This is a genomic window from Candidatus Saccharimonadales bacterium (assembly GCA_035480635.1).
GTDB lineage: Bacteria > Patescibacteriota > Saccharimonadia > UBA4664 > DATIHN01 > DATIHN01.
This window is the reverse complement of sequence record DATIHN010000023.1, coordinates 17495-28523: the sequence shown is the minus strand read 5'-3', so window position 1 is coordinate 28523 and position 11029 is coordinate 17495. Positions and strand designations below refer to the sequence as shown.

Sequence of the window (11029 nt, the reverse complement as noted above, 5' to 3'; positions counted from 1 at the left end):
CCCCCCCCCCCCCCCCCCCCCCCCCCGGCGCCCCCCGAGCGAGTTCGAAGCAGAGCATCGGGGGTGCGAAAGGGTCGGGTGGCACGCAGCCACTGGCACTGCAGCCGGCTGCGTGCGTCAACGCAGCTGCGCGCATCAACCCGACCTTAAGAGGGGGCAAAAGTTCGACACGCCTCGACGAGCTTTCGCTCGAAGCCGGGCGCCAGATGCATCCCTCTTGCGGGGTTGCGAAAGTGTTTGCAGTGTTCTGGATGTTTCACCAACCAGTATCGGGAACACCTTCGCATTATTGAACCAGTCTGAGCTAACCGAAGCTTTTCTTTCTAGACTTTGGGGTATCACCTTTCCCAACCCTCTCGGGTTCCACGCTGCACGCATTCTAGCATGCCTCCGCGTAGGACTCATTTTGCAAGTCCTGGGCGCTTACACTGCACTCTGACCTCAGCCTTGTCCCAGATTAGGTTAGCCCCATTTGCTTTTGGGTCGGGGCGGCTTTGGACGACTGGTACCGAATTTTCAAATCAAACTCTTTCGAGCGATGGGAAATACTATACCAAACATAAGAATTGTTGTCAATAGGGTTTTTTTATTAAAAAGGGCCTTTTTAGCCCTACTATTTCTGTCCCGTGGGCAGGCGCTCCAACTTTTCTTTCACCCTGGAATCTCTACACCACGCCTTCTTGTCGTTCGGCCTCTCAAACTGGCTAGATGATTAGGCTCTAAAAGGTCGAGTAAGACCTTAGGGAGACAGTTTTATTAGGCCGAACGACCTATATATTACATCCATACATCAGATTGCGAAGAAAGATGTAATGGGAGATATAGACTGAGCAATCTGCTCTAACTTAACTAGAAAAGAAAGCTACCCCACCAATTTTTTTGTATCGACTAAGTTAGTAGTCGTAATGGGAGTAAGAAGAGAGAGCTTACATAAAAAATGGGCTGGGGGAAGAAGCTACTTATAAGCGATTAGTAGTCCATACCCATGCCGCCCGGCATACCACCACCCCCACCCATAGCCGGCTTATCCTCCGGCACATCCACCACTAGCGCCCCCATGGTCATAGCCGTCCCGGCAATGCTAACGGCATTCTGCAAGGCTTCCTTGGTGACTTTGGCGGGGTCCACAATCCCCTTTTGATTCAAATTGATGGCCTTTTCGGCATTGGTGACATCAAAGCCCTGACCATTGGCGGCTTCTAGGGCCTTGCCCAACTTTTCTTCGGCGTTCAAACCAGCGTTTTCCATTAGTTGTTTGAAAGGCTGAACCAGCGCGTTTTTGAGTATTAGTTGCCCAGCGTCTCTCGAACCTCGAACGCCACTAGCTTCAACTTTCAGTGACTTTGAAAGATCAACTAAGGTTACGCCACCGCCAGGCACAATCCCCTCGGCCACGGCCGCTTTGGTGGCAGCCACGGCGTCATCGACGCGATATTTCTTTTCTTCAATCTCAGTTTCGGTGGCTCCACCAACTTTGATGACGGCCACTTTACCGGCTAGAGCCGCTAGGCGTTCTTCCATCTTTTCTTTATCGAACTCGCTGGTGGCGCTTTCGATCTGGCCCTTGAGCTGATCGATGCGAGCGGCCACGGCTTTTTGATCGCCGTAACCTTCCACAATCGTAGTGTTATCTTTATCGGCAATGATTTTACGTGCGCTGCCGAGCATATCGATGGTGGCGTTTTCGAACGTCACACCTTGATCTTCGCTAATGACGGTGGCGCCGGTGAGTACTGCAATGTCTTCCAAAATGGCTTTGCGCCGATCGCCAAAGGCCGGAGCCTTAATGGCTAACGCATTAAAGGTGCCTTTGAGGCGGTTCAAAATCAGGGTCGCCAGGGCCTCGCCCTCAACGTCCTCGGCAATTATGACTAAGTCTTTCTTGCCGCCCTGGGCAACCTTTTCGAGTAAAGGCAGTACGTCTTGGATCGAACCGATTTTCTTATCGGTCACCATAATCAAAGGTTTTTCGTAAACGGCTTCCATGCGCACGGTGTCGGTGGCCATGTAAGGGCTGACGTAGCCGCGATCGAATTTGAAGCCTTCGACAATTTCTTTTTCCAGCCCCAAGGTTTGCGATTGCTCAACTGTCACCGAACCCTCTTCGCCCACGGCTTCGATAACGTCAGCAATCAAGCTGCCAATTTCGGCGTCTCCAGCCGAAACGGTCGCGACTTGCGCCACCTTTTCTTTATTACCAGCAATTTTTTCGGTCATTGATTCGATCTTGGCAAGCACCGTAGCGTTAGCCTCATCCAAGCCCTTCTTCAAATCCATTGGATTGTGGCCAGCCGCAATCAAACGATTGGCCTCACTTAAGATGTGATAGGTCAAAACGGTGGCAGTAGTCGTACCATCACCGACGGTATCGCCAGTTTTGCTAGCGGCTTGTTTGACCAGTTCGGCCCCAATGCTTTTACCTAGGCTATCACCTTCTTTTTTAACTTCCAAATCAATGGCCTTGGCCACCGTTACGCCATCGTGAGTCACGCTCGGCCCGCCGTAGCTTTTACCAATCACCACGTTGCGGCCCTTGGGCCCCATGGTTACTTTAACGGCATCATATAATTCTTTGGCACCAGCCAGTACCCTGGCTCTAGCATCATCATCGTAGAAAACTTGTTTAGCCATGTTTGCTCCTTACTTCTTTACCACTGCCAGCACGTCTTCTTCTTTGAGCAGCAGCAGTTCTTGATCATCAACTTTGACTTCGTTGGGACCATACTTGGCGTATAAAATCTGATCCCCCACCCGCACCTCTTTAACGTCTTTGCCGACGGCCAAAACCTCGCCCACCTGGGGCTTTTCTTTGGCAGTGTCGGGAATGTAGAGCCCAGTCGAAGTCTGAGTTTGGGCTTCCAATGATTTGGCCACAATCCGATCGGCCAATGGTTGTAACTTCATACACACTCCTTGTTTCTCGAAATAATTTAGCACTCATACGCATAGAGTGCTAATAACGTTCTAATCGTAACCGAGAGACCTGGTTGCTGTCAAGCCTTCATAAAAAGTTAACGGCCGAATCAATTTAGATTCGGCCGCATGGTTGCCGGTGGCAGTTAGCCTACGAAGATTCCCATAAGCCCAACGAAGGCAACGAACGACCAGACGATGCACATAATCCGGTACTGTTTGTCTCCACTACGCATGTACATATGGTAGTTCAGAAATCCTTCGGTCATTGCCGCTACAAGTAAAGCCAGATGGCCCATAGGAGTGATGCGGATCAGGCCGAGGAAACCTGACAGGTAGTAGGCAACGATGAAGCTCGCGATTAGCACGGATGCCGTAAGAAGTATCCCGACGGGATCGTTGGCTACATCAGCACTATCGGGTGTCATGGTTAACTCCTTAGGAGGTGCGGAATTACGACTTTGGTAACCAACCAAAGTCGTTGAGGAGATAAAGCGCTGCTAACAGAGGCATGAGCCCACCAAAACTTGCGATCAACAGCACAGTTTGATGGGAGTAATCCTGGCCCTGCAAGTGTCTAGCCAGTCTCATACAGACCCACGCAAGCACGAAGCTCGCCATCATCATGACCAGCGGGGAGAGAGCGTTGAGTAAGAACACCACCACAAGCGATGCAAGAGTGGTGAGAAGTGAAAGGAGCATGTACGGCCAAAAGGAAAGCGCGAGCTTCTGAGTAGTCTCCATTGCGTCTCCTTGATAGGCGTAAACTGGCACCAGACTAGCAAACAACTAGGTTTTAATCAACTGCTCCAGCTCTTGGCACTTTTGTTCCATGGTATCTTGATTATTCGCTTCAACGTTTAGCCGCACCAATGGTTCGGTATGACTGGCGCGCAAGTTAAACCACCACGTACCATAATCAACCGTTAGGCCATCTAATCGATCTTGCTTTCCACCCGTGTGAGCAATCGCGATTTTTTCGATGGTGGCCTTGGGATCGGCCACATCAAAGCTCAGTTCGCCCGAATGAAAGTACTTGCGGAAAGGTTGGGCCAATTCCGATAGCTTCTTGCCCGACCGAGCCAATATATCGATGGCCAGAGCCGCCGCCAGCAAACCGGAATCACTGTAATAATTGTCGCGGAAGTAGAAGTGACCGACGCCCTCAGCTGCCATCACGCCGTCGTGCTTTTTTAGGGCCGGGCGAATGTGGGCCCCGCCGACTGGAGTGCGAATGGCTTGACCACCGGCAGCGCTAATCGCCTCAGGCATAATTTTGCTCATCCGCAAATCGTAGAGCACAGGAGCTCCCGGGTTCTTTTTGAGCAAATCCTGAGCCAAAATAGCCGCTAGCACCGAGGCCGTCAACGGCTGACCGGTTTCATCAACAAAGTACACCCGATCGCCATCGCCATCAAAGGCCAGACCAAAATCGAGCTGGCCCGATTTGACGGCTTTAATTAAATCCACCAGGTTGGCATCGATTGCCGGATTGGCCAGGTGATGTGGGAATGTGCCATCGAGTTCAAAGTAAAGGGGCGTAATTATGAGCGGCACGTTTTTAGCAAATATCGGTACAATCTGGCCGGCCATGCCATTCCCAGCATCAATAGCCACTTTGAATTTAGGCCACTGCCCAGCCGAAACTAGTGATAAAACATGATCAACCCACCACTCCCCCAAGTCGCGTTTAATAATGGTGCCAACGTGCTCAATCACCGCCACATCCAGCTGCATGGACATGTTTTGGATTTCGACTAAGCCGGTTTCGATGCCAATCGGCTGAGCCTGAGCGCCGCTCAGTTTGATGCCGTTGTACTGGCCGGGGTTGTGGCTGGCGGTGATCATGGCCCCGCCGGCGGCATCGAGATAGCCGGTGGCAAAGTACATCATATCGGTGGTAATCAAACCTAAGTCGACGACTTCCCGACCACGGCTGGCGGCACCTTGGATGAAGGCCTTGGCCATTTCCCCGCTGTCTTCGCGCATGTCGCGGCCAACTACGATCGGCCCGGTAGCATCACTTAAAAATTCGGCAAAGGCCCAGCCAATTAGGCTACATACCCGTTCATTAATTTGGTCGGGGTAGGTGCCCCGAATGTCATAAGCTTTGAAAATGTTGTGGTCAATCTGCATTATTCATAAGTCTAACGGTAAGCTCATCTAACGAAAAGGGGCGGCTCCGAAGAGCCGCCCCAGTTTTCCCCCGAGCGGGCAAGTGTTAGACCAGACTGTTACGACGGCGAGAACCAAACATCATGGCCGCACCCAGGACCACCAGGGCCAGTCCGGCACCCGTCATGGGACCGGAATGGCTGCTGCCGGTGAAAGGCAGGCCAGTCGTTGTCGGCGGCGTAGCCGTCGTCGGTGGCACCGTTGTTGGCTGAGCACTCGTTGGTGGCACCGTGGTTGGTGGCGTCGTCGGTGGAACAGTCGTTGGCGGCGTGGTCGTCACCGGGACCGTTGTTGGGGTCGTCTCGGGCACAGTTGTCGTGACCGGGACGGTGGTCGTGGTGGTCGACGTTGTCACCGGCACCGTGGTGGTTGATGTTGTCACGGGCACCGTCGTCGTCACCGGCATCGTGGTCGTTGAGGTCGAGGTGGTTGTCGTGACCGGCGTCGTTGTTGGTGGCGACGTAGTCGTCGGCGGGGTCTCGCAGTGCACCCAGAACTCCTTGTGTTTGACGTCGGCGCCGATAGACCCAGGTGTGTCGGTAGTCAGCTCGACGTGATAGCCCTGCTGGGGCTGCGGCGTGAAGTTGGCCAACAGCGCCGAAAGGTCGTAGGTACGCGAGCCGTCCAGGCCCGCTACAGAGCCCCCGCCCGACGCGTCGTCGTTGTCCAGCTGCACGTCATCGGTCAGGATGACCTGGTTGCCGGTTGGTGGATGGACCGCGAACGTTACGTGGGATACCACGTTGGCGTCGAAGGCATACCAATCGACCTGGAAAATGCAGACATGCGGCTCGTTATTCGGCTGGTCGTCGAATACGACACCGTCGATCTTGATGGTGCCATTGTTGCCGGGCGGTTGGTTCGCACTTGCGCTCTTGTGAACGGCGGCAGTGCCGCTGGGGTTGACCCCGGTCGAACTAGCCGAACCGGCGGTCGCCAGCAACATCAAACCAAAGGCGATGATGATGGCCCCAACCACGCCCAAACTTAGGCGTCGCATACGTTTCCCCATGTCAAGCTCCTCTGCTCGGGGAATTCTACTTGAGAATCAAGTTGGCTGGATTCTATAATATTAACCCAAAAAAGTCAACCTCTTATGCTTAAAATTTCCGGCGTATAATACGCTTATGGCTAGATCGTATTTGATGTGTCCGCCAACTTATTTCCGGGTTGATTACGAAATTAATGATTGGATGCACCAAAATGACCCCGTTGATATTGCCAAAGCCCGGGTTCAATGGGAATCGGTTCGAGATATTTATTTAAAGCTTGGTCACAGTGTGCTCTTCATCGAACCACACGAGGCCGTGCCGGATCTGATTTTTACAGCCAATGCCGGCCTGATCTTGGATGGCAAAGTTTTATTGAGCAATTTCAAATATGAGGAGCGCCAGCCGGAAACAGCCATCAACCGGGAATGGTTTGAAAATCATAGTTACTCAAAAGTAAAAGTGACTGAAAACGTTTGGGAGGGCGAGGGCGATTGTTTGGTAGCCAATGGATGGATTTTTGCCGGTTACGGCTTCCGCTCCGACAAAGCCTCCCACACGGAAGTTGCTAAGTTCTTTGACCGCGAAGTTATTAGCTTGAAGTTGGTTGATCCGCGGTTTTACCATCTAGACACTTGCTTCTGCCCGCTCGATGCCCGCACCATTATGTACTTCCCCAGCGCTTTTGATGATGCCAGCCGCAAAAAGATTAAGGACAGTGGTTTGATGTTAATCGAAGCTGAGGAGTCGGAGGCCGCTGCCTTTGGTCTGAATGCCGTAAGCGACGGGCATAATGTCATCATGAGCAGCCAAGCCCCGGCACTAGCTGGCGACCTGCGTAAACGCGGCTACAACCCCATCATGGTCGATATCAGCGAGTTCAAAAAATCTGGCGGCGGCGTTAAATGTATAACTTTGGAGCTGAGAACTTGAGCCCGATCATCGTCATCCTCATTACCCAACTGCTGTTTTCACTGACTGATTTGTTGGCCAGGGCCAATCTCAAACACGCCGCCTTCAACGTCTCAACCTTTGTTCAACCCTGGTTTTTGTGGTACGCAGTGGCTCGTGTGGTTTTTACCTTTGCTCAATTCTACGTCTTTACTAAAGTCGACCTCGGTAAAACCGTCACCCTCTTTGCTATCACCGGCATTGTCATGGCCAACATTTTGGGCGTACTTTTCTTAAAAGAAGTCCTCTCCGTCAAAGACTACTTCGGCGTTATGCTAGCCATTTTGGCGCTGATAATTTTATCGATTAAATGATTTGAGGCCCGGGCTAACAGCTTGTATCCCATCAGCAAGTTACATTCTAATTTCTCTCCCCACCAATTTTTTGGGTAAGCTTACTCTTATTGCCCCCGCAGTCTTGTCATTTACTTAGTCGATACAAAAAAATTGGTGGGGTGGGTTTTCTTTTTTGTTAAGTTAGAGCAGATTGCTCAGTCTATATCTCCCCTTACTTAGTCCTTCGCAATCTGCTGTCTGGATTTAATAAATACACTCTTCTAGCTGAATGCCTGAATTACGCCATTTAGCAGGTTGTGAGGGGTTTGGTGGTGGGAGAAGTAAAACGAACACCCTGCTCTAGTTGATCCAAGAGATAGGCTCCCCAGCCCATTTTTTTGTATCGACTAGGTTAGTAGTCGTAATGGAAGTAAGTAGAGTGAGCTTACATAAAAAATGGGCTGGGAGAAGAAGTTAGATCGTCTGCCCACTGTTAGGCATGAAAGTTATTTTTCAATTCTGCGAGGCGGGTTGAGCGTAGAGTTTTTGCAGCTGGCGGGTCGCTATATAGCTGCGTTCCAGGCCGACAATTATTAATAACAAGGTAAAAATTATCACTAAATAAAGGGTGATGCGGCGATCAAAGTTCACTGTTTATCCAAGCGATTACGAATGGCCTGGCGGGCCACGGCCAGCTCATCCCAGGGGTGCTCACCATCGGCACTCTCCATAGTCTTTTCGTGCCCCTTGCCCAAAAGCACTACCGTGTCACCGCTTTTGGCCTGGTCAACGGCATACTGGATGGCTTTGGTCCGATCATGGATCATAAACAAATCTTCGCCTTCGCGTTTACCGCTGCGGCCAGCGCCCTCGGCGATTTGAATCATGATGGTGTTGCCATCGGTATCGCGATCATCCTCTTCCGTCACCACCACCAGATCGCCGTATTTACCAGCGATCTGACCCTGAGCCGACCGTTTGGCCTCATCGCGCCGACCGGCGGAGCCGAAGACGGCAATCAAACGCCCTTTAGTTGAGCTCCGCAAATCACTCAAGATCTTTTCAAAGCTGTCCGGCGTATGCGCAAAGTCGACGATGACGCTAAAATCTTGACCTTCATCGATGGTGTTCATGCGGCCCTCGACGTTTTTGAGAGCCGCAATGCCAGTGGCAATTTGGTTGTCTTTTAGACCGATAGCAAGGCCGACGCCAACCGCTGCTAAAGCATTGGCAATGTTAAATTGGCCAGGTAAATTCAGGGTTAAATCTATGTTTCGATTTTTATAAACGGCTTTAAACATACTCCCCTGCCCGCTAGTTTGAACATTCTCAGCCCGCAGATCGCCAGTAGCTAACCCATAAAGGATGGGGTTTTTGACGGCTCCAGCAAACAGCTCAGCGCTGACATCTTCGGCGTTAATAATCCCAGCCCGTAGTCCTCGGCGATTCTGATTGGCCAGTTTGAAGAGTCGAAGTTTGGCATCGCGGTAGCGCTCAAAAGTGCCATGGTAGTCCAAGTGTTCATGCGTCACATTGGTCATTACGGCCACACTGTATGGGATCCCCCAAACTCGGTTTTGGGCCAGGGCATGGCTGGTAGTTTCCAGCACCAACCAGTCGATGCCCTGAGCTTTGAGCTCTTTAATCCGCTTCATCAGATTAAAGCTCGAAACCGTCGTCATGTGGACGTAATTATCATGCCAATTGTCAGGTGTACCGTAGCCGATAGTCGTCATTAACCCGGTCTTGTGCCCAGAATTATTCAGCATGGTATAGATCAAGGTCGCGGTGGTGGTTTTACCATCGGTACCAGTTACGCCAATAACTTTGAGGCCGCGGGCCGGAAAGCCATTGATGACATTAGCCAGCACAGCCTCGGCCAAGTGGCCGTAGGGCTCAATCTTTTTGAAGAGTTGGCGCGGAATTAGGGCTTTGACGATCTTACGCAGCATTAATTACCTCACTATCTGTCATTCTCAACCGGAAGTATAACGCTCCGGATTGGGAATCTCTGTGATTAGATCCTGAAACCAGTTCAGTATGACAAATATTCATTAGTACAAAAACTCCTTTTTGATTCGAGCATGATAAGCCACGGCCAGACGCTCCCCGCCTTTTTGCCAGAGACCATATTTTGAACTTAGCGGCAGATCATAAGTCCCGATCCACTCGACCACATTCTGGCTAAAGCCGGCTTTAAAATGTTCGAGAGAATCCATTATGTGATGCCCGGCCTGTTCGCGCGGAGCTACTCCCACCAGATCGTAAGATTCAACACCCTTGGATTTGAGCCAGCGCATCACTTCCCACTGCAGTAAGTACGGCGCCATCACGTTGGTGTGCTCCCGCACCGATCCGCCGTCTTTATACCAGCCCTTCTTGCCCAGGTAAATAGCAAAGACACCGGCCAGAACCTGGCCTTGGTAACGAGCAAAGAATAGCTGTCCCATATTCGCGCTAGCCAGAGCCTGCCACAAATCCAAGAAGTACTGGCGGGTATGCAAAAAGTAGCCGGCTCGCTCTTGAGTCGTCAGCATCAGATCATACATTTGGTTCAAATTCTCTGGACTTGGTTCGACCGCCTCAACCGTTACTCCGTGGCGACTGGCCAAGCGGACGTTATAGCGAGTCTTTTGTTTGAAGCTAGCCAAGCTCTCATCCTCGCTGGGACTGAGATCGACGACGATAGTAGCCTTTAGAATTTGCTGCCTGGCGCGTTTTAAGCCCATCTGAGCCAGTTCCGAAGCCTGAGCGTTATCTTCCAGTACAGTTGGCTCCAACCGGGCAAAGAAGGCCCCAGAATCGTTTTGCTTTAAGGCGGCAACAAAATCCTGGAGTTGGGCAGCATCAGTGATCCCCGGCCCCTTGCTGGCATACCAAAATCTACCAAAGCCAGCCACCTGACGTTCCAGGAACAGAGTGGCGACTTTAGCCGTACCGCTTTCAAAGATTTGAAACCTGGGCGTGAACCCATGTCGAGACCGAAAATCGGCCCAAGGCTTGGTTTGCAACCACTGTCCCCCATCGGGGTTGGCCACCACCAACTCATCCCACCTAGCGATTTCTTCTTCGGTTGCTGTGCGCATAACTGGTTTAGACATTGGCCCTATTGTAGAACGTCAACCTACAACTGTCATATCGAATCTTGACGATTCTATATTCTGATGGTATTTTAGTCATCAGTTCGTTTGAAAGTTCCTCGACTCGAAAGGGCAAACCGTGTACGAAGACCTCAAGAGCGCTTTGCGCTTGATGCTCAACTCGGCAAAGGATGCCCACACGCTGCGCATCATCATTCTCAGCCTGTCCATGCAGCTCAAACTGCACTGCCTCACCTGGAGTCCGTTCGAAGAGTCCCCGGGAAAATATGCCCTCGACCTCTTTGGTCAGGAGTTCCCAACTAGCACTGGATATCTCCAGGTGCTTGTGGCTCTGGCAGGTACCATCTACTCCACGATGGAACTGACGCTTGAAGACCCCGACCGGATGTCCTTCTTCAACGACGAGGACCGTAAGGAGCTTGCCAGGATTTTGGGGATATTCCAGGAGTGGAAGACTCAGTACATCCGATGCAGTGGCGCCACCATCGGCACGATCGAATTTTTCCGGCTGGTGAACTGGACCTCTTTGAATGAGAAGTTCCTGGCCCTCCAACCAGCCGCCACCTAACCCCGCCCGCACGAGGTTCACGCAAGTGAGCCCCGCCGCGAGCGGGGTTTTCACTTT

The 11029-nt window shown here is 51.7% G+C and carries 13 protein-coding genes; 4 read left to right on the top strand and 9 right to left on the bottom strand.

Annotated features, from left to right (window positions below; genetic code table 11):
- Window positions 1–969: 969 nt before the first annotated feature.
- The 6 genes from groL to VLE72_03725 form a co-directional block, all read right to left on the bottom strand.
- Complete coding sequence (groL, locus tag VLE72_03750) at window positions 970–2631, bottom strand: chaperonin GroEL (protein ID HSX14986.1); 1662 nt, start codon at window positions 2629–2631, stop codon at window positions 970–972.
- Between the two features lie 9 nt (window positions 2632–2640).
- On the bottom strand, window positions 2641–2904 hold the full coding sequence (locus VLE72_03745; GenBank protein HSX14985.1) for a co-chaperone GroES: 264 nt from the start codon (window positions 2902–2904) through the stop codon (window positions 2641–2643).
- A gap of 155 nt (window positions 2905–3059) precedes the next feature.
- Window positions 3060–3341, bottom strand: coding sequence for a hypothetical protein (locus VLE72_03740; protein ID HSX14984.1), 282 nt, complete (start codon window positions 3339–3341; stop codon window positions 3060–3062).
- Between the two features lie 25 nt (window positions 3342–3366).
- A complete protein-coding gene (locus tag VLE72_03735; protein HSX14983.1) occupies window positions 3367–3657 on the bottom strand; it encodes a hypothetical protein in 291 nt (96 codons plus the stop codon).
- A 45-nt stretch (window positions 3658–3702) separates the two neighbouring features.
- The gene (locus tag VLE72_03730; protein ID HSX14982.1) at window positions 3703–5049 is read right to left on the bottom strand and encodes a phosphomannomutase/phosphoglucomutase; all 1347 of its coding nucleotides are present in this window, start codon (window positions 5047–5049) and stop codon (window positions 3703–3705) included.
- Between the two features lie 85 nt (window positions 5050–5134).
- Complete coding sequence (locus VLE72_03725) at window positions 5135–5578, bottom strand: LPXTG cell wall anchor domain-containing protein (GenBank protein ID HSX14981.1); 444 nt, start codon at window positions 5576–5578, stop codon at window positions 5135–5137.
- On the opposite strand from VLE72_03725, the gene VLE72_03720 reads away from it, so the two are divergent.
- The 3 genes from VLE72_03720 (at window position 5573) to VLE72_03710 (ending at window position 7342) form a co-directional block, all read left to right on the top strand.
- A complete protein-coding gene (locus VLE72_03720) occupies window positions 5573–6079 on the top strand; it encodes a hypothetical protein (protein ID HSX14980.1) in 507 nt (168 codons plus the stop codon). The two genes, VLE72_03725 and VLE72_03720, sit on opposite strands and share 6 nt — an antisense overlap.
- A gap of 136 nt (window positions 6080–6215) precedes the next feature.
- Complete coding sequence (locus VLE72_03715; protein HSX14979.1) at window positions 6216–7010, top strand: arginine deiminase-related protein; 795 nt, start codon at window positions 6216–6218, stop codon at window positions 7008–7010.
- Window positions 6983–7342: a hypothetical protein gene (locus VLE72_03710; protein HSX14978.1), complete on the top strand. Its 360-nt coding sequence runs from the start codon at window positions 6983–6985 to the stop codon at window positions 7340–7342. The genes VLE72_03715 and VLE72_03710 overlap by 28 nt, the downstream gene beginning before the upstream one ends.
- A gap of 474 nt (window positions 7343–7816) precedes the next feature.
- Here the strand turns inward: VLE72_03710 and VLE72_03705 are convergent, their stop codons facing one another.
- From VLE72_03705 to VLE72_03695, 3 genes are all read right to left on the bottom strand, one after another.
- Window positions 7817–7954, bottom strand: a complete 138-nt coding sequence (locus VLE72_03705) for a hypothetical protein (GenBank protein ID HSX14977.1) — start codon at window positions 7952–7954, stop codon at window positions 7817–7819.
- A complete protein-coding gene (locus VLE72_03700; GenBank protein ID HSX14976.1) occupies window positions 7951–9255 on the bottom strand; it encodes a UDP-N-acetylmuramoyl-L-alanyl-D-glutamate--2,6-diaminopimelate ligase in 1305 nt (434 codons plus the stop codon). The genes VLE72_03705 and VLE72_03700 overlap by 4 nt, the downstream gene beginning before the upstream one ends.
- Window positions 9256–9357: 102 nt before the next feature.
- On the bottom strand, window positions 9358–10404 hold the full coding sequence (locus tag VLE72_03695) for a peptidoglycan bridge formation glycyltransferase FemA/FemB family protein (GenBank protein ID HSX14975.1): 1047 nt from the start codon (window positions 10402–10404) through the stop codon (window positions 9358–9360).
- Between the two features lie 118 nt (window positions 10405–10522).
- On the opposite strand from VLE72_03695, the gene VLE72_03690 reads away from it, so the two are divergent.
- On the top strand, window positions 10523–10972 hold the full coding sequence (locus VLE72_03690) for a hypothetical protein (GenBank protein HSX14974.1): 450 nt from the start codon (window positions 10523–10525) through the stop codon (window positions 10970–10972).
- Window positions 10973–11029: the final 57 nt, after the last annotated feature.

Bases quoted from the DNA above. Each gene is read 5' to 3' on its own strand.
- VLE72_03740 (HSX14984.1), bottom strand. From the start codon at position 3,341: ATGACACCCGATAGTGCTGATGTAGCCAACGATCCCGTCGGGATACTT.
- VLE72_03715 (HSX14979.1), top strand. From the start codon at position 6,216: ATGGCTAGATCGTATTTGATGTGTCCGCCAACTTATTTCCGGGTTGAT.
- VLE72_03700 (HSX14976.1), bottom strand. From the start codon at position 9,255: ATGCTGCGTAAGATCGTCAAAGCCCTAATTCCGCGCCAACTCTTCAAA.
- VLE72_03695 (HSX14975.1), bottom strand. From the start codon at position 10,404: ATGTCTAAACCAGTTATGCGCACAGCAACCGAAGAAGAAATCGCTAGG.
- VLE72_03710 (HSX14978.1), top strand. From the start codon at position 6,983: ATGTATAACTTTGGAGCTGAGAACTTGAGCCCGATCATCGTCATCCTC.
- groL (HSX14986.1), bottom strand. From the start codon at position 2,631: ATGGCTAAACAAGTTTTCTACGATGATGATGCTAGAGCCAGGGTACTG.
- VLE72_03745 (HSX14985.1), bottom strand. From the start codon at position 2,904: ATGAAGTTACAACCATTGGCCGATCGGATTGTGGCCAAATCATTGGAA.
- VLE72_03730 (HSX14982.1), bottom strand. From the start codon at position 5,049: ATGCAGATTGACCACAACATTTTCAAAGCTTATGACATTCGGGGCACC.
- VLE72_03735 (HSX14983.1), bottom strand. From the start codon at position 3,657: ATGGAGACTACTCAGAAGCTCGCGCTTTCCTTTTGGCCGTACATGCTC.